This window comes from Lysinibacillus pakistanensis (assembly GCF_030123245.1).
GTDB lineage: Bacteria > Bacillota > Bacilli > Bacillales_A > Planococcaceae > Lysinibacillus > Lysinibacillus pakistanensis.
In genome coordinates this window covers 212157-230171 of sequence record NZ_CP126101.1, presented here as the reverse complement: position 1 = coordinate 230171, position 18015 = coordinate 212157, and the positions used below count along the sequence as shown (strand labels likewise).

General features: G+C 36.3%; 16 protein-coding genes. 8 read left to right on the top strand and 8 right to left on the bottom strand.

Annotated features, from left to right (window positions below):
- Positions 1–32: 32 nt before the first annotated feature.
- The 3 genes from QNH24_RS01115 to QNH24_RS01105 are packed head-to-tail and all read right to left on the bottom strand — an operon-like array spanning position 33 to position 1596.
- Entirely contained in the window at positions 33–557 is a 525-nt protein-coding gene (locus QNH24_RS01115) for a phage tail protein (RefSeq protein ID WP_054771887.1), read from the bottom strand.
- Between the two features lie 19 nt (positions 558–576).
- On the bottom strand, positions 577–1077 hold the full coding sequence (locus QNH24_RS01110) for a phage tail protein (protein ID WP_054771886.1): 501 nt from the start codon (positions 1075–1077) through the stop codon (positions 577–579).
- A 12-nt stretch (positions 1078–1089) separates the two neighbouring features.
- Entirely contained in the window at positions 1090–1596 is a 507-nt protein-coding gene (locus tag QNH24_RS01105) for a phage tail protein (RefSeq protein WP_283870366.1), read from the bottom strand.
- Between the two features lie 503 nt (positions 1597–2099).
- On the opposite strand from QNH24_RS01105, the gene QNH24_RS01100 reads away from it, so the two are divergent.
- The 4 genes from QNH24_RS01100 to QNH24_RS01085 all read left to right on the top strand — a co-directional run bounded on the left by QNH24_RS01100 (position 2100) and on the right by QNH24_RS01085 (position 5538).
- A complete protein-coding gene (locus QNH24_RS01100) occupies positions 2100–2363 on the top strand; it encodes a FeoA family protein (protein WP_054771884.1) in 264 nt (87 codons plus the stop codon).
- Positions 2350–3075 (top strand): FeoB small GTPase domain-containing protein, encoded by a 726-nt coding sequence (locus tag QNH24_RS01095; RefSeq protein WP_283870365.1) that lies wholly within the window; start codon positions 2350–2352, stop codon positions 3073–3075. Before QNH24_RS01100 ends, QNH24_RS01095 begins: the two co-directional genes overlap by 14 nt.
- On the top strand, positions 3047–4444 hold the full coding sequence (locus tag QNH24_RS01090; protein WP_283870364.1) for a nucleoside recognition domain-containing protein: 1398 nt from the start codon (positions 3047–3049) through the stop codon (positions 4442–4444). The genes QNH24_RS01095 and QNH24_RS01090 overlap by 29 nt, the downstream gene beginning before the upstream one ends.
- Positions 4445–4584: 140 nt before the next feature.
- Positions 4585–5538, top strand: a complete 954-nt coding sequence (locus QNH24_RS01085; RefSeq protein ID WP_283870363.1) for a helix-turn-helix transcriptional regulator — start codon at positions 4585–4587, stop codon at positions 5536–5538.
- Between the two features lie 56 nt (positions 5539–5594).
- Here the strand turns inward: QNH24_RS01085 and QNH24_RS01080 are convergent, their stop codons facing one another.
- Positions 5595–6533, bottom strand: coding sequence for an ABC transporter substrate-binding protein (locus QNH24_RS01080; RefSeq protein WP_283870362.1), 939 nt, complete (start codon positions 6531–6533; stop codon positions 5595–5597).
- A 234-nt stretch (positions 6534–6767) separates the two neighbouring features.
- On the opposite strand from QNH24_RS01080, the gene QNH24_RS01075 reads away from it, so the two are divergent.
- Positions 6768–7991 carry an MFS transporter gene (locus tag QNH24_RS01075; protein ID WP_283870361.1) on the top strand — a complete coding sequence of 408 codons (1224 nt, stop codon included), beginning with the start codon at positions 6768–6770 and terminating at the stop codon, positions 7989–7991.
- Positions 7992–8270: 279 nt separating this feature from the next.
- A complete protein-coding gene (locus QNH24_RS01070) occupies positions 8271–9299 on the top strand; it encodes a serine hydrolase domain-containing protein (RefSeq protein WP_283870360.1) in 1029 nt (342 codons plus the stop codon).
- Positions 9300–9779: 480 nt separating this feature from the next.
- Here the strand turns inward: QNH24_RS01070 and QNH24_RS01065 are convergent, their stop codons facing one another.
- From QNH24_RS01065 to QNH24_RS01050, 4 genes are all read right to left on the bottom strand, one after another.
- Positions 9780–10712, bottom strand: a complete 933-nt coding sequence (locus tag QNH24_RS01065) for an ABC transporter substrate-binding protein (RefSeq protein ID WP_283870359.1) — start codon at positions 10710–10712, stop codon at positions 9780–9782.
- Positions 10713–10813: 101 nt separating this feature from the next.
- Complete coding sequence (locus QNH24_RS01060; protein ID WP_283870358.1) at positions 10814–12382, bottom strand: ABC transporter substrate-binding protein; 1569 nt, start codon at positions 12380–12382, stop codon at positions 10814–10816.
- Positions 12383–12739: 357 nt separating this feature from the next.
- Positions 12740–13738 carry an AraC family transcriptional regulator gene (locus tag QNH24_RS01055; protein ID WP_283870357.1) on the bottom strand — a complete coding sequence of 333 codons (999 nt, stop codon included), beginning with the start codon at positions 13736–13738 and terminating at the stop codon, positions 12740–12742.
- Positions 13739–13864: 126 nt separating this feature from the next.
- Positions 13865–15034 carry an MFS transporter gene (locus QNH24_RS01050; protein ID WP_283870356.1) on the bottom strand — a complete coding sequence of 390 codons (1170 nt, stop codon included), beginning with the start codon at positions 15032–15034 and terminating at the stop codon, positions 13865–13867.
- Between the two features lie 272 nt (positions 15035–15306).
- Here QNH24_RS01050 and QNH24_RS01045 point away from each other — a divergent pair, with 272 nt between their 5' ends.
- Together QNH24_RS01045 and QNH24_RS01040 are read left to right on the top strand one after the other, a co-directional pair.
- On the top strand, positions 15307–16263 hold the full coding sequence (locus QNH24_RS01045; RefSeq protein ID WP_283870355.1) for an ABC transporter substrate-binding protein: 957 nt from the start codon (positions 15307–15309) through the stop codon (positions 16261–16263).
- Positions 16264–16362: 99 nt separating this feature from the next.
- Positions 16363–17994: a helix-turn-helix domain-containing protein gene (locus tag QNH24_RS01040; protein ID WP_283870354.1), complete on the top strand. Its 1632-nt coding sequence runs from the start codon at positions 16363–16365 to the stop codon at positions 17992–17994.
- Positions 17995–18015: the final 21 nt, after the last annotated feature.

Sequence of the window (18015 nt, the reverse complement as noted above, 5' to 3'; positions counted from 1 at the left end):
TCTTGGTTCCACACCCTTCATTTAATGAATCGTTAACCTTTAGGAGGCCAATCCCCATATAAACAAATAATAAAGTTTAGCCCTAAATATGGTTGCATATTATTATGTGGTTGACTTCCCCCAGCTACATCCATCGTCATTAGATTCATTTGTTTATTTACTTGTGGCGTATAGAGAGGAACAGAGCCTTTCCCTTGTTGATCGGTCCATATTGCTCCAGTTGGCTCATTATTTGATGGTTGAGTATTGTTACAAGTAGCAATATGATTATGACTAGGCATTTGAGTGGTTAATAATGTAACAGTAGCTGAACCCCCAGATTCTCCAACATTTCTTGGTGTTAACCCTACACCAGTTCCTTGATGAAGCGCTGCCCTCCCATTTAAATTTGGTAAAGCAAACGTTGTTTTTCCATCTCCTCCATATCTGTTACCCAAAATAGCATATAATGCACTATTCGTGGCAATGTTTATTATCTGGCCATCGCACAAAGCCCAGTCTTTTGGTGCAAAATTACCACCAAATATTCTAATTTCTCCAATATATGCTTCTGACACTTTGCCCACCTCCTTTTTTCTAATTTCTTGATGGATAAATTCCGACTAAAGCTATGCAGTAATTAGCGACACTGTATGGCTGCATATTTTGATGTGGCTGCGAATTTCCTGATGTTGACAATGCTTGCGTGTTCATATTAGTATTTGGTTGATTGACAGAATAAATATTATTAGTGGATGTACCCCATACATTTCCAGTAGCCACTTTCAACGTAGCACTTTCTGAACTACCATTAACAATATGTGTATGAGTCGGCATCTCATTAGTTGTTAATACATGTGCCTCTTCTCCTGCTTTTTGTCCACGTGTGATACTACTACTTACATGAACTGGGACTCTTCCCCTTAAATCAGGTAATGCAAATGTCGAGGAGCCATTACCACCATAAGTTGCTCCTAATATTGAATAAAGCGCTTGGTTTGTATTAATTTGCAATACTTGGCCGTCGCATCGTGCCCAGCCACTTGGAACTGTCCCAAAGCCAAACAATCGAATTTCACCTAGATATTGTTCACTCATCCTTCATACCTCCTATTCCGTTGGATACATACCGTAAAGGGCAATAATGTAACTAATTGTTAAAAATGGCATTAAATTGTTATGAGGAGCGTTTCCTCCAACACTTGAAACGATGGCGGCATTCATTGTGCCATTTGGTGGCTGTGTCGAATATTGTATATCTTTTGCCCAAACAGCATTTTCTGGACTAGGTGTTGTGCCATCAAGAGAAGAAGCTTTTACCTGGTGTGTATGTGCAGGAAGCTGTGATGAGATTAATGTGACAGATTCCACCCCTCCCATTTGACCATTGACAAAGGTAGTGCCAGTCGTTGGATTCTGTCCTTGATGTACCACAACCCTGCCTTGAAAATTGGGTAATGCAAAGGTTGTTTGACCATCTCCCCCATACGTTGTGCCAATCAAAGAAAAAAGTATTTCATTTTCGGAAATAGATAGGAGTTGACCATTACAAAGGGCCCAGCCATCTGGCGCATAATCCCCAGCAAACAATCGAATTTCTCCGACAAATTGATCCATTCTTAAACCTCCTTCAAAAAACATTGCTTTTCCTAACACATTACGGTTTCAAGGTTAAAAATAGGTTAAAAAAAATATTTTTTTTCAAAATAGATGAATTTACCTACCATTTAATTCAAAATATCAATACAATTTTGTTGCTTATAAGAATCATTTATTACTTCTAAATTTAGATGAAGACATTACGTCTCTTAAGTAAAATATTAAAATTTAAAACTGGGCTATACCATAAGCAAGAATTCATTTAATTTGACGTGTTCTTCATGTAAAAAAAAACCATTATAAATAGGGAAATCTGTACCGTATTTCCCTTTACTAATACAACCTATAAGAATCAAAGGTTTTAAATTGCAGGATAAGGTCTCTTACCATTGTTTCCTCCAAAAAAAATTAGAAAATCATTGACATTAGTCATATTACGGGCATATGCTTAAATAAAGTTTCCTTAAAGAAACAATATATAATTTAGGAAATATTATTATAGAAGGGAACAAAAACTGCCCATGACTAAAAACTTAACATCACTTTCAAAATGCTCATTTGGCGATTGCTTTTTAATAAAAGAAATAAATATTGAGGGTCCTTTAAGAAGAAGATTATTAGATTTAGGCTTTGTGAAAGGAGCCGAAATCTCGGTTCTTCGCAAAAGTCCTTTAGGAGATCCAGTCGCATACCGTGTTAGTAATACGACTATTGCTTTACGTAATGATGAAAGCTCTAAGATTTTGGGCGAAATTGTAAGGGAGGAACAAAATGAGAGTAAATAAAATAGCTTTAGCAGGTAATCCGAATACAGGCAAAAGTACATTGTTTAATACATTAACAGGATTGAAACAGCATACGGGAAACTGGCCAGGAAAAACGGTTGTTCATGCTGAAGGCTTCTTTGAACACAAGGGTGAACAATATGTACTTGTGGATTTACCAGGAACCTACTCTCTATTCTCCAATTCGACAGATGAAGAAGTGGCAAGAGATTATATTATTTTTGATCAGCCTGATGCAACGATTGTCGTGCTTGATGCAACTTCTTTAGAAAGAAATTTAAACCTTGCACTACAGGTATTAGAAATGACCAACAATGTCATTATATGTATCAATTTAATAGATGAAGCAGAGAAGAAGAGTATTCAGATTGATGAAAAGAAATTGGCACGCGAGCTAGGAGTCCCTGTTGTCAAAATATCAGCAAGAAATAAAAAAGGAATTGATCAATTGTTGGATACATTGAATCAGCTCGTCAATGGGCAGATCATTACAACTCCTTATCGTATGACCTATTCAAGAGAGATTGAGGAAGCAATATTCAAAATAGAATCTAAACTTAATGGCTATTTTGATGATAAATATCCCTCAAGATGGGTTGCCCTTCGCTTACTTGACGGAGATGAGGATTTAATTGTAAAGCTACACAATCATAACAATAATAGACAGCGAGAGGTGAGCACAAATGGAGTCCCGATCAGTGTTAAATCATAGCTCCTTAAAGGCAATTTTAGCTGAAGTAAGAGAAGTTTCGAACGAGGACATTCGAGATGAAATCGTTAGCGATATTTATGCAAAAAGTAAATCGTTATGTAAAAAGGTAGTGTCCCAACAGCATACGGCTCTGTACAGATCTGATAAATTAGATGAAATTTTCACATCTCGCATTTGGGGATTCCCAATTATGCTGCTCATGCTTGGCACTATTTTTTATATTACGATTGCTGGAGCAAATATTCCATCCGATATGCTAGCAAGCTTATTTGGCTTTCTGGAGAGTAAGCTCACATACCTTTTTGAAGCAATACATGCGCCTGGGTGGCTCCATGGTATTTTAGTGCTTGGGCTATTTAGAGGGACTGGCTGGGTGATTAGTGTGATGCTGCCACCAATGGCTATCTTCTTCCCAATCTTTGCATTACTAGAAAACTACGGCTATTTACCTCGCGTTGCATTTAACATGGACCGTTTATTTAAACGAGCAGGTGGTCATGGAAAGCAATCTTTAACAATGGCTATGGGCTTTGGCTGTAATGCGGCAGCTATTCTATCTACTAGAATTATAGAATCCCCTCGTGAACGAATGTTAGCGATTTTAACCAATAATTTTGTTCCTTGTAACGGGAGATGGCCAACCCTTATTTTATTAGCCTCGCTCTTTATGGTAACTGGGTTTACAGGAGCAGCTGGTACATTTATGACAGCAACCATTTTAATAGGATTTGTTTTGCTTGGTGTAGTCGTAACATTAACGGTATCCTGGGGACTATCTAAAACAGCTTTAAAGGGTGTTCCTACTCATTACACGCTAGAGCTACCACCATTCCGAAGACCAAAGTTTTGGAATACAATTTTGCGAGCAAGTATCGATAAAGCATGGAATGTTTTAAAAAGAGCGGTAATCGTTGCAGCACCTGCATCTATTTTGACTTGGATCTGCGCTAATATATACATTGGCGATACAAGTATTTTAATGCACTTTGTGAATTTTTTAGATCCATTTGGTCAGGCTTTAGGCATGGATGGCTTTATTATGGCTGCCTTTATTCTGGGGCTTCCTGCTAATGAAATTGTTATTCCTATCCTCATCATGGCTTATTTATCTCAGGGGGCTATGCTTGAAATTGAGGATTTATCGAAGCTTAAGCAAGTGTTTATCGACCAAGGCTGGACGTGGCTGACAGCTTTAAATATGATGCTTTTCTCTCTCCTACACTTCCCATGTGGAACCACTTTGGTGAATATTTATAAAGAAACTAAGAGTCCAAAATGGACATTTATGTCATTTTTAATTCCAACGGCTATCGCTATCGGGGTAACATGGCTAACAGCAACGATTGCTCGAGCATTTGGCTGGGTATGATAAAAGGGGTACTCATTCCCCTTTTTCTTTTTGTTTCTATAAGTTATACCATCCTTATTTGCACTGAAAACAATTCTCATTTATAGTGGATATAATAAGAAATTTTTTACATATCTTATTACTTAAGGAGCGTTTAAGAATTGAATTTAAACATCGATACAAATGATCTAGACTCACTCTATAGCGAAATTGAATGCAGACAGTTGATCATGCCATCCAATCAAAAAACCTATAGTTTACCTATCCATAATGGCTCAGGTAATATTGAAAGACAGCTTTTAAGAGTAGGTATGGAAATGAATTGGTTTCAAGCTCAAACGAATGAGCCCCTATCTTTAAGCTGTAACGTTCGTTATCCTCATCTTGAATTGTTCTATCCACTATCTGGGGATGGATTTTGGGCAACAAATGGAAAAGAATTTAGCTTAGCAGCCAACACCTCCAATTTTCTATTTGTTCAAAACACCAAAATATATTCAGAGCTGACGCCAAAGGAAAAAGTAGTCATGATGGAATTACGTATAGATTTAAGACACTTCAAACAATTAATCGCAGAAAATAAACACCTTTTTGAGCAATCGTTTTTTTGTCAGCAAATATCCAATCCCTCTTACATTCATCGACTAATCGAGCAAATAAAGAATTGTCCTTATACAGGCATGCTGAAACAGCTTTATATAGAGGGGAAAGCACTTGAATTGTTAACCCTTCATTTAAATGGCATAGAGCTTGAAGAGAAAAAGAAGAAAGCCGCCACGAAGCTTAATGAAATTGATATTCATGCTCTCTATCATGCAAAAGAGATTTTAAATAATTGCTGGAGAAATCCACCTAGCATTTTAGCACTTTCGAAAAAGATTGGCTTAAATGACTACAAATTAAAATACGGGTTTAAAGAACTATTTGGTACAACAGTCTTCGGCTATGTTAGAAGTTTGCGGATGCTTGAAGCACGAAATATTTTAGAGCAAGGAAAAGCTAATGTCAGTGAAACAGCGCTAATGGTTGGCTATCAAAATTTAAGTCATTTCGCTACATTATTTCGTAAAACATTTGGTTATAACCCTAGTGAAATATTAAAAAATGAAAAATAGTCATCCTTAAAAATCCTCTCAATATTTCCTATAATTGAGAGGATTTTTACATTGTACTATTTTAATGCATTATAAATATCTTCAATTCCTTTTATTTTGGCAAGAGCTAATGGACCAGGTAAAGATGGATCATCTAAGTAATAAACTTGCTTATTTTTAACTGCGTTTAAACTTGACCAAACGGCGTTATGTTCCAAATCTTTTTCAACACCACCTGCAATTGGTGTTTGCCAATTATTCACAACGAAAATATGATCGGGATTTAATTTACCTAGACCTTCTAGACTTATGGTTCCCCCTTTTTCAGCCTCTGGAACTGGCTTTAATCCTAGTCCATTATAAAAGGGTTCAAATCTTTCTATATCCCATGTGACAAAATTTTCTTTCCCCTGGTACATTGTAAACAATACAGTTTCATTACTATGCTTACTAAGTTCTTGTTTGTACCTAGCCGATTTTTCATCAAAATCTACTAGTACTTTTCTTACTTTTTCTTCAGCTCCAACAATTTCACCCATTTGCATTAATGTTTCTCTCCAATCGCCGGCTTGTGGCAAAATCACTGTTGGAGCTATTTTAGATAATTGTTCGTATTTGTCGCTCATATCATCTGCCGCAATAATCAAATCTGGTTTAACAGCAAGTACCTTTTCAATATCTACTTCCTGACCGAGATCTATAATCGTATGATCTTTTATTAACTCATTTAAGTAAGGGAAATTTCTCTGAATAGTACCAATCCCTTGACCAGCAATTGGAAATACATTTAAAACAGCTAAATAATCTACAAAGGATATGTAGGGTGTCGCAATTCTTTCGGGCTTTTTATCGATAGTTGTGCTGCCTTCTAAATGGTGAATTACTTTTAGATACTGAGTCTGTTCTACTGTAGAATTAGAAGCCCCTTTCCTATCTACTTCTGTTGTTTTCTTAGCACATCCTGTCACCATCAGTAGTAAACAGAGAAAAGCAAAAATATATTTATAATTTTTCAATCTACACATCTATTTATTCCTCCTCAATTATCGAAAATGATAATCAATATCATTATTAAGTTTATATAAAAAATTTTTTCTTTCTACCATTTCCGGGATTATTTATACTAGTAGACGGATTTTTTCGTTAAAACTGTTGTTAAAAAATCCATTTACCGTTAAAGAAAATCCTTTACAGAGTGGCAACCTCCACTACCTTAATTGATAATTATCATCAATAAAGGAGGAATGGACTTGCAACCAAAAAAAGTAATTTTTTTATCAATGATTATTTGTTATATCGGATTCGGGGTTATTATCCCAATTCTTGCACCTTTAATTCGAGAGATAGGACTTCAGGAAAGACACGCTGGAATTGTTATTTCTATCGCTGCCTTAGTATTATTACTAGCGGCTCCTTTCTGGGGAGTACAAAGTGATCGAATAGGTCGGAAAAAGGTCATGGTGATTGGATTTGTTGGTTTCTCATTTAGTTTAGCCTTTTTCGCCTTTTTAGGATGGATGGGGATGAAGGATTTATTACCAATCAATGTCGTGTTCATCCTATTACTTAGCTCGAGGATTATGTTTGGCTTCTTTTTCCCAGCAATTTCATCATCCTCACAAGCATTGATGGCAGATATCACTTCTGTGCAAGAAAGATCAGCAGGTATGGCGATGATAGGTGCAGCTACAGGCATTGGCTTTATTATTGGTCCTGCCCTAGGAGCACTTCTATCAACAATTAATCTAATTTTCCCAGTCATTATCACAGCTATTCTTGCATTAATCGCTGTTATTTTGATAGCTATACACATTCCTAAAGCAGAGCCGACCGTAGTAGCCAATAAACGCAATAAGATTACATTAACAACTAGTGGTCTTCGTTCCTATCTACTTATTGCTACGAGTGTTATGTCAATGATTGTTATGCTTCAAGTAACTTCTGGATTTTTTATACAGGATCGATTTTCATTAGCTTCTAAGGAAACAGCAATCTGGGTAGGTATTGGTATGTTTGCCGTTGGTTTAATGATGGCGCTTGTGCAAATGACTATTATTCAAAAACGACAATATTCACCACGTAGGCTGGTACGTATCGGTTTGCCTATACTTCTACTTGGGTTTGTCCTATTAATCGAGTGGAATCATTTAGGTGGATTTGTTATTGCCTTTATGCTGTTTGGCATTGGTGGTGGTTTTCTTATGTCAGGTTATACAGCTGGCATCTCCTTGGCAGCTGGAAAGGAAAATCAGGGTGCTGCTGGCGGTTTAACAGCCGTTGCTACTGGAGTTGGTTCATTAGTTGCACCAATTGTTGGGACAGAATTATATCGTATACATCCAAATACACCTTATTGGATTTGCATTACAATTAGTCTTCTACTAATTATATTTGTATATTCCTCACATAGGGGCTTAGTCATTGACCATACTGCAAAGAAAGAGGCAAGTGATAACAAAGCATCTCTTGTATAATTATTTCATCGTTTTCATTCAAAAAAGCTGCCTTTCTAGTAATTAAAAAACTAGTAAGCAGCTTTTTTCTTTTATCATCTTTATTTTGTTGTTGTCAATCAATTTCGCCTTGGCGTAATGGCGTCCGGATTTTGAATTATGCCCGCACAATTCATTTCTTTTAAAATCCGTGACATCCGCGAATAAATGTCATTGTAATTATTCAATGAAACATTTCATGGAGTAAAGCGTATATGTAGAAAGTGTGTAAAAGAAATTTTCAGAAAGGAGCCTTTTACAATGAACAATGCTATCAATCAATCGACCTTGGATGAGCTAGTCGCTCAGGCAGTTAAAAAAAAGAATATTGTGAGTGTCGTGTTATGTGTAGAAAAAGGGGATAACTCATTTTCTCAAGTGTCTAGTGCAGGCAATATGGAGGATGATCACCCATATTTTCTTGCAAGTGTCACGAAATTATATATTACAGCAAGCATCTTGAAGCTAAGGGCAGAAAATAAGTTAAATTTAGATGATAAAATCTCAAAATATCTTTCTAAAGATGTAGTAAGCCGAATTCATGTGTTAAAAGAGATTGACTATTCAAATGATATTACAATCAAACATTTGATGTCTAATACTTCAGGAATTCCAGACTATTTTACTTCTGAGATTTTTTTAGAATTAGTAAATGGCAAGGATCAATCTTGGCCTTTTGATAAAACAATTCATTCTGTGAAACAAATGAAACCAAAATTTAAGCCTGGACAAAAAGGAAAGGCACATTATTCTGATACGAATTATCAGATTTTGGGTGAAATTATTAAAACGATTACAAGAAAATCAATTCAGGAAGTATTTAAGGAATTTATTTTTGATGAATTAAATCTTAAGCATACCTATGTTTATGAGGATAGCAATGATTCAAAACCACTTCCATTAAATTACAAATCTAAACAACTCCATATTCCTCAATACATGTCTTCTATACCCGCAGAGGGAGGTATTATCTCTACAGCTAAGGAATCAATGATTTTTGTAAGAGCATTCTTTAACGGTAAACTTTTTCCGAAAAGTGATTTTAATGAATTATTAAATAGCTTTAATTTCCTCTTTGTTCCTGGACAATTTTATTATGGAATAGGCATAGCAAAACAGCCAATCTCTCTTTTTTCCTTTAAAGATGGATTAATCGGTCATTGGGGACAATCTGGGGCATTTGCGTTTTATTTACCGAAAAAGGATCTTTATTTTACAGGAACGGTTAATCAAATTGTAGGTCATAATGTAGCCGCCCAGTTAATCACAAAGGTCATTAAACATTTTTAATTAGCCTACTAAGGCTTCTAGCATGCATTTAAAGAAACAGGCTTTTGGATCATCCAAATTGAAAAAAACAGACTCGTTTTTGGATCTGCTTTTCATTTTTGTGTTTAAAGGACATGTTGATGAATTTTATTCGTCATCAAGTAAATATTGCTTCCATTCATTATTATCCTGCTCATTCCATTAAAATCTGAAGACTAGGAATCTCATCTTAGTCATTTATTTGTTTATGCATTAACTTTTTACTTTTTGCTAGTTTCTTCAATTACCCACAATGCCTGAGAGAGCATGAAATAACGACTTGTACGAAGCCTATGTACAGGCAACTGATCAAATGACAAAATAAGGCTCTCCGTTAAAGCCTAATTCCCATTCGTGATGAGAGGATGGGTTAAACCATTGTTTTTTTAAAATACGAAGATACCACCTATTCATGATATGCAAAATACTTCCCTGTTTTATAAACAAGGAAGTAGCACTTTCTTACTTTTTACTTGTAAGCCATTTGGTTAATTCTTCAACCTGAGCAAGGACAGCAGTTGGATCGTAATACCATGAACGTTCCTCTGGCCAGATATAAAGGTGATCATTTTTTACTGCTGGTAAGCTACTCCAAATTGGATCTTTCTTGAAATCCTCAAGCGTTCGAGTATCGGCTGTCAAAATAATATAATCACCTGCGTATTCTGTTAGCATCTCCTCTGAAATCTCTGCCCACTGCTTTTCCATAATTTCATCGGCAAATTTTGCAGGTGGCTTTCGTCCGAGTGCCTGATAAACTGGCTGTCCACCACGACCAAAGTTATCACCATAAACATACAGTTTTTTGCCCGCATCTTCAATAATTGAAAAGCTTGCATCCGCTGGTATTATCGCATCCACCTGTGCTTTAGCATCAGCAATTTTTTGATCATACTGTGCTAGCCATTCCTTTGCTTCCTGCTCCTTGCCTAGTAATTGACCAAAGTATGTAAGTTCTTCATGTGCATCTTTTAATTCACCATAAGGAATCACAACAGTTGGAGCAATTTTACTTAACGCCTCATAATTATCTCCATTGCCTGTAATGATTAAATCTGGTTTTAAGCCTATAATTTTTTCTGTGGATGGCTTCCCATAGGTACCAATGCTCGTAACCCCTTTTAAGGCATCCTTTAAATAATAATTTTCAAGTGTTAATCCAGGTGCACCAACAGGCTTTATATTTAACACGATTAAAGTAGCAATATATTCTTCAGCAACGATACGCTTCGGGTTTATGGGAATTTCAATTTCTCCATTCATAGTTTGTACCTTTTTTGTATCTGCTGATTCACTCTCTTTAGTGGCTGAGGTTGTCGTATTCCCACAAGCCGTTAATAGAAGTAGTAATCCAAGAAAAAGTGAAGCAATGATTTTTCTTCTTTGTAAAAGCAATATTATCCCTCCATACAACGTAAATGATAACAATTCTCATTTATTGTAGAAGAGTATACTATAAATGTCCATGCATGAAAGTGATCTATCGCCATGTACTTTTATGATGTCAATTCTCTCATCAATTCTTTCAGCTGAGCGGCTGTTGACAATGGATCATATCCATAAAATAACTCATACTGATTGATAAAATACACTTGTTTCCTGCGAACAGCCTCCATAGACCGCCATTGTTCTGAGTGTAGCAACTGCATAAGACGTTTTTTCTCAAAATCTTGCTTAGGAGTAGCCGTGATAAAAATATGATCTGCTGGAAAATGAACAAGCTCTTCTATTTCGGCTGAAAAAAAACCAGATTCCCTAATACTATGTCCAACAATCGAATGCGGTCGACTGAATCCTAAATCGTCATATAATATTTGACTCCCCCTACCATAGCTACTATCTAGACAATAGGCTGCATGGCTCCCTATCTCCCAGACAATTGCAGTACCTCTTTGACCAATCCGTCGATCAAGGATATGATTACAGTCCGCTATCTTTTCATTATATTGATAAAGCCATTCTTCAACTAAATCCTGTTTATCAACAATGCTTGCGATAAGGCGAAATTGTTCTCGCCAGCTAAACTGCATACACGGAAGCTCGAATACAGGTGCCAACGAAAGGAATGCTTTTCTCTCTCTTTCACCAGTATAGTTAATAATGACGTCTGGACATGCCGCTATAATTTCCTCATAATTTGTGACAACATCATACTCATAACCTTTTAGCTTATGTACAGGAGGAACTGGCTTTAAGCTCTCAATATATGGTGAAAATACACCTAATTCAGGCATAATCCCAAGAGCTAATAAACATGCTGTATGATTTGTGTTCAGGGCAACAACACGTTTCGATTTTTGATTATAGACTGAAGGCGATACACCAACGAGCTGTTTAAATTTCCTACTTAAATAGGAACCTTCTCGATAGCCAACATCTCGCGCAAGGTCATCCAATTTCGGCATTTCACTCAATAGCTTTTTTTGGGATTCACGGACTCTTAGTAAAGTTAAGTATTTAGTAAATGGATAACCGGTATGCTTAAGAAATGTACGCGAAAAATGTTCTGGACTCACCTGAGCCTTTTTCGCCATTTGTTCACGCGTCAATTCTTCCTGAAAATGCAAATGAATATATGCTAGTGCCATTTCAATCCATGATTCTTCTTTTTGCTGTATAGATTCTTGTAATTCTGTGTAAAGCGTCTCTAACAAGTCAGCGAATAATTTCTGTAGGCGGAATGGGTGCGTTTTTTTAATAGCCCTTTCTTCCTTCTCTATTTCCAATGCCAGACTCATAATCTTATACGAACAATCTTGAATCATGGTGATTTCTTGAAATAAGTTGGATTCTCTTACTCCAAACGGGCGATACTCGATGACTATTCCATTCACATTGCTATTATTGGGAATATGAAAATTACTGATATGATCCCAAAACATTATGGTTCTAGCGTGAAGCTCTATTTGCCGATTTTGAAGAGTATAGCTAACACTACCATCATAAACGATGATGATACATGGTAATGGAGATGAGTGTTTATAGGTATCTAGCATATCTTCTAAATGAATTATTTGTATAGGCTGATAAAAAATATGGGAAAGTAGGCTGTTTGCTATATACATCTTTTTCTATCCTCCTAAAACGTCAAATTGATATTGATTATCATTATAATGAAGTAGAATTTAAAAAAGCAAACTAGTTAGGCATCTTTATGAATTATGGATAATTCCTTTTTAAAGAATAATAATATTCAATAGTATTGAGTGCCTGTATAAGTACCTTTCCCAAAGTGAAAGACACTCGATTATTTTATTTGATAGAGCTTATCATCTCAGCTCCGCCTTTTTAAAAACAGAGAAAGGCATTAGTAGGCATTTAATAAGGCTGGGAAATCTCATCCTTCAACAATCGAAACAAGCGAATATCTTTCACCCGAAAATCACTCTTCTCCCATATCTTTAGCTGATCTTCTACGTTTTTCATAGATTGTTCCTCTCGGTAAAAGGCTGAGAAAATTTCTTTAATACCTCTTTAGGATTTTTTCCATACTTCCTCTTAAACGCTTCAGCAAAATAGCTTAGATTGGAATAGCCCACTGTATAGGCAACCTCTGTTACATTCATTGAGCCATTTTGTAGTAAATAATTAGCCTTCTCTAAACGTTTCTCACGTAAATAGCCAAACACTGTTGTGCCGAACATTTCTTTAAAGCCCTTTTTTAATTTAAAATCATTTAACCCGATTAAACGCGACAATTCCATTAAGGAGGGTGGATTCATCATATTTTCAATTATAATGGCCTGTGCTTGACGTATCTTTTCCCTGTCACTATTTGAGAATTCCGTTTGATTAATAGGGTGGCTGAGAAAAGTTTGAAATGTTCTTATTAACAGTTGTAAAACAGTATATTCAAGCTCTAAATTTGTCATTTTTTTAGCAGCTATACCATGCAACATTTGTTTTAAAATAAGGGTATCAATAGCATCAATTTTTTCCTGAAACAGGCGATAGGAGGTCCCTTTAAGAACTTTATGAAAATTTAAAGAACTCTCACCGATACCATCTATCTTATCCATATAATGATTAAAGGTTGAAACTGGAATACCAATACCAACCATTTGATAAGCTTCATTTTTATTGAATAAAAAACTAGCCTCTACTTGTTCAATAAATTGTAATGAACATGTCTCTGCAGTTATTTCATAGGTACAACCCGAAATTTGAACTTCCCTTGTTCCTTGAAGACAGAAGCTAATTTCTACCATAGGTTTGGCTGTAAGCATATCCATTCGATGCTCTTTATAAAATGAATAATCAGAAACGACCACTTCCAAATCCTGACGAGGGCTAAGTCGATGAATAGCTCCATCTTTTACACTTGACTGAAAAGCCATATAATCTTTTGGTATTTCCTGTGGATTCAATATTTTGAATGCATGATAAAAACGATTAAAATTTTGATGAAAATCAACTTTCATTGAGGTTGTCACCATCCTTCAGTTCTTTATTGAGAATGATTATCAATAATTAACCAAAGTATAGCAAACAGAGCTACTTTTAGCTATCAATTATGCCTTAGCGTGAATACGTGACATCCGCTAGGACTATTGTTCCTGTATATTTTCACCTTTAAGAACAGTTGACAGAAGTAGTGTGATAAAGAATACGATTGCACCAAAGCCATAAGCCATTTTAAATCCTCCTGCATACTCAATAAGCCAGCCTGCAATTCCTGGCCCCATCATTTGACCCACAGCATAGAAAATGGAAATAAAACCTATAGCGGATGCTACATACGAAGGTGACACCTGCTGGCTAGCCTTCATTTGAATCAAAACAAGAACTCCACCAAGTGAAGAGCTCCAGATAATGGAGGATAATATAAACCCTCCTGTATTTTCTCGCATAATTGGAAGGAGATCTCCTATAACAGATAATAGCAATGCTGCTATCAAAGCTTTTTTTACACCAATTTTATCAGCCAACATTCCCCAAAATGGAGCTCCGCCAATAGAAACGATACCTGCAATTGCATAGATAGAGCCTGCTGTAGCAGTTGAGATGCCAAGCTCCTTCATATAGCTTGTTTGATATAGATTAGGGATAAGATAGACTAGTCCAACAGCGAAATACAAACCTGTAATCATATACAGCTCCTTACTTCGCCAAGAAGCGTTACTATCCCGAGTAGTACTCTTTTCAGCTATAGCCTGTGGTTGCTTTATTACCCAATATGCTAACAACACTACTACAATGGTCATGATTGCTAATATTAACCAAGCTCCTCTCCAACCTAGCTCTGGAAATTGCTGTAGCATGAATGGCACGAGTAAGCCTGAAAATAGCATCCCAATACCAGCTCCGCTCATTAACAGTCCCATCACAGTGCCTCGTTTCTTTGGATACAGGCTAACGGCTATCGATAGTAAAGGTGTATAAACTAATGCACTTCCAGCCCCTGCTAAGAACAAAGTGATAGACGACCAACAAAAGCCTGTGACAAATACTAGACCTCCCAAGCCTAAAATAACAAGGCATCCTCCAACGAGCAGAACATTTTTTGCACCAATGCGCATTGATAGCATTCCCGAAAGCCCTACTGTTAGCAAATAGCCTAGAAAAAGCATTGTTCCAAGTAGCCCGGATTGTGTTGTTGACAGTGATAGCCCCTGCTGCATAAAGGGTAAGATAATACCATAGGCCATACGTGCAAACCCTGTCGTTGTGACAATCAATAACATACCAGTTGTAACAAACAGCCAAAAATTCCTCATTTACCTTCATCCTCCCCTCATTGATAATTATTATCATTTAGAAACATGGTTATTTTAATCTTTTTAAATATCGTTCTCCACCAATTGGCGGATAATTTAACGGTTACACGGATTTTACTTCCAAAACCTACATGGTCATCAATTAAATTTTGGATAAAAATTAATGGAGCTTCTTTCATTTCTCCATTGTGAAAGTTAACTTGCTCCATTATGCTAACTAATGTCGATAATGATTCTCATTATCTATTAAATACTATTTCGGAGGACTAGGTATGAAAACGTTTAATAAATATATGCTCCTTTGTAGCGTATTGCTAACTTTAGGATTAGTACTAGCTGCTTGTAGCTCCAAAAATGAAACAGCAAAAAAAGAGGAAGAACAACCGACTGAAAGCAAAGTACGTGTTTATAAAGACTATTTAAATCATGAGGTGGAAATCCCACTAGAACCAAAGCGAGTGATTTATCATGGCGAGGGCTATGGTGATATTGTCGCATTAGATGCCCAAACAGTAGGTGCAGGTTTCTCCTGGATTACTGATTATGCATGGGAGAAAGAAGTACATAATGTAGAAGATGTCGGTTTCCCAATCAATATTGAGAAAACACTTGAACTAAAACCAGACCTTATTATTGTTGCGACTTCAGATGAAAAGATCTATGAACAGCTATCCAAAGTGGCACCAACTATTGTATTCGATACCTTTGCACCTTTAGAGCAGCGTTTAACAGAACTTGGAGATATATTAAACAAGAAGGAAGAGGCAGAAAAATGGCTCAGTAATTATAAAGCGAAGGCAGATACAATGTGGAAATCCTTAGTTGACGAAGGAGTTTTAAAAGAAAATGAAACGGCATCTGTTTTAACCTACTATCCTGGGGATCGACTGTTTGTGATGGCACGTGCAGGTCTTTCACAGGTTCTTTACGACTCCAATGTCTTAAAGTCTGGCGACAACATACAACAAATCCTAGATGAAGGGACAGGATTTGCTGAAATCTCCACAGAGCTTCTTCCTGAGTATACAGGAGATCGAATTTTCATCCTTACGCCAGTACCTGATGAAGCGAAACAGTCTACAAAGGAAATGATGGAAAGTCCAATTTGGAAGGGGCTCCCTGCTGTAAAAAATGGGCATGTCTACACAATTGACATTCGAAAAGCTGATAGTGATGCCTCAACTAGAGAATGGCTGCTAACTGAACTACCAAATATGCTAAAAAAATAAATAAAAGAGAGAGACATTTCATCTTTGTTGAAATGTCTCTTTACTTTTTATACAATACAGTTAATTGATAATGATTTTCATTTAGAAAGGAAGTCACTAATGGAAGATAAAAATTCAACTTCTTTTACCAAAGACTTACTTTTTCATTTAGAAGCTATTGACTGTATTACACAGAGCTATCCGTTTATTTCAACCTCTCATCATACTATTATTCTTTTTACGGATGGTTGTGGAACGTTAACGATTGATGATATTCCCTATCTTGTGACTAAGGGTAAAATTTTCCTTGTACAGCCTCATTCAATAATTGATTTATCGGGTATAACTAAAGATTTTCGTTTCTATAAAATTTCCTTTTCAGCTTTTCAGTTAGTACAAGGCCCTTCTCCATATATAGAACCCATTTTTTCTGAGCAAGTGGAATATACGTTATACCCGGCTACCCGCTTTACTCGACTAACAGAGGATTTATATGCTATGAAGCCTCACTCGGATTATCTTAAACAACAAGTGGTCTTGTATGAATTATTACATTTATTATTTGAACATCAGCTTCATATGGATTACCAAGTAAATATTACAAAGGCTGTTGAACAAACAATTGACTATATACATAAGTATTATCAGCAGTCTTTACCAGTAAAAAAACTCGCTGATTTAGCCCATATCGCCCAATGGCAATACAGTGCAATCTTCCAAACCTTAACTGGGAAAAGGCCATTGGATTATATAACAGATTTACGCCTAAAAAACGCAAAGGAATTACTCCTACAAACAAATGAACCTTTAAAAGATATTGCCCAACAGGTTGGATTTGATGATGAATATTATTTTAATCGCCGCTTTCGACAGATCGTTGGCATTCCGCCAAAGCAGTTCGCTCGTCAATATAAGCAAAGGACTTTTGTTAAAGATTGGACAGGGCATGAGGTAGAAATTCCTGTCTCACCTCATCGAATTATTTATCATGGAGAAACGTTTGGGGATATGTTGATTTTTAATGTACAACCAATAGGTGGTGACAAAAAATCTATTAGCAAATCATTTTATAAAAATCACGTACCTAATGTGCAAGATGTGGCATTTCCAATTAACATTGAAAAATCTTCAAAGCTGAATCCAGATTTAATTATCTTTACAAATAATGACGAGCAGCAATATCAGTCTTTATCATCTATTGCTCCAACCATTACACTCAATTCCTGGGATTCCTTGGACGAACGCATTCTTCTACTAGGGCAGTGGCTTGGGCAACAACAACGAGCAGAAGATTGGCTAACACATTTTAGACTACAAGAAAATACAATGTGGCTACAGCTACAAAAAGTTGTAAAGCCTGGTGAAACGGCTACAGTTTTAACTTTTGACCACGGTAAACGGCTATTTGTTATGGGCTGTACAGGTCTATCGCCCGCGCTTTTTCATCCATATGGATTCCAGCCTCATAGACAAGTAAAAAAATTACTACAAGCTGGGAAGGGCTATAAGGAAATCCCAATTGATCACTTACCTCAGTACGCTGGTGATCGAATTTTTATGCTATTATCTGACCAGCTTGAATCGCAAATAGCAACTATGGAACTGCTTAAAAGTGATAGTTGGAAAGAACTTTCTGCTGTTCAAAATAACCACGCTTATTTGATTGACGCAACAAAATGGAATTACAACGATGCCTTTACAAGAGAGAAATTACTGGGTGCATTACCGAAGCTATTGGTTAATATAAAATAATTTTCACACTAACATATAAGA

What these genes read in the sequence shown, in the direction of transcription:
- QNH24_RS01060 (WP_283870358.1), bottom strand. Translation starts at nt 12,382, where the DNA reads ATGTATATAGCAAACAGCCTACTTTCCCATATTTTTTATCAGCCTATA.
- QNH24_RS01110 (WP_054771886.1), bottom strand. Translation starts at nt 1,077, where the DNA reads ATGAGTGAACAATATCTAGGTGAAATTCGATTGTTTGGCTTTGGGACA.
- QNH24_RS01090 (WP_283870364.1), top strand. Translation starts at nt 3,047, where the DNA reads ATGGAGTCCCGATCAGTGTTAAATCATAGCTCCTTAAAGGCAATTTTA.
- QNH24_RS01070 (WP_283870360.1), top strand. Translation starts at nt 8,271, where the DNA reads ATGAACAATGCTATCAATCAATCGACCTTGGATGAGCTAGTCGCTCAG.
- QNH24_RS01055 (WP_283870357.1), bottom strand. Translation starts at nt 13,738, where the DNA reads ATGAAAGTTGATTTTCATCAAAATTTTAATCGTTTTTATCATGCATTC.
- QNH24_RS01105 (WP_283870366.1), bottom strand. Translation starts at nt 1,596, where the DNA reads ATGGATCAATTTGTCGGAGAAATTCGATTGTTTGCTGGGGATTATGCG.
- QNH24_RS01045 (WP_283870355.1), top strand. Translation starts at nt 15,307, where the DNA reads ATGAAAACGTTTAATAAATATATGCTCCTTTGTAGCGTATTGCTAACT.
- QNH24_RS01040 (WP_283870354.1), top strand. Translation starts at nt 16,363, where the DNA reads ATGGAAGATAAAAATTCAACTTCTTTTACCAAAGACTTACTTTTTCAT.
- QNH24_RS01095 (WP_283870365.1), top strand. Translation starts at nt 2,350, where the DNA reads ATGAGAGTAAATAAAATAGCTTTAGCAGGTAATCCGAATACAGGCAAA.
- QNH24_RS01100 (WP_054771884.1), top strand. Translation starts at nt 2,100, where the DNA reads ATGACTAAAAACTTAACATCACTTTCAAAATGCTCATTTGGCGATTGC.
- QNH24_RS01050 (WP_283870356.1), bottom strand. Translation starts at nt 15,034, where the DNA reads ATGAGGAATTTTTGGCTGTTTGTTACAACTGGTATGTTATTGATTGTC.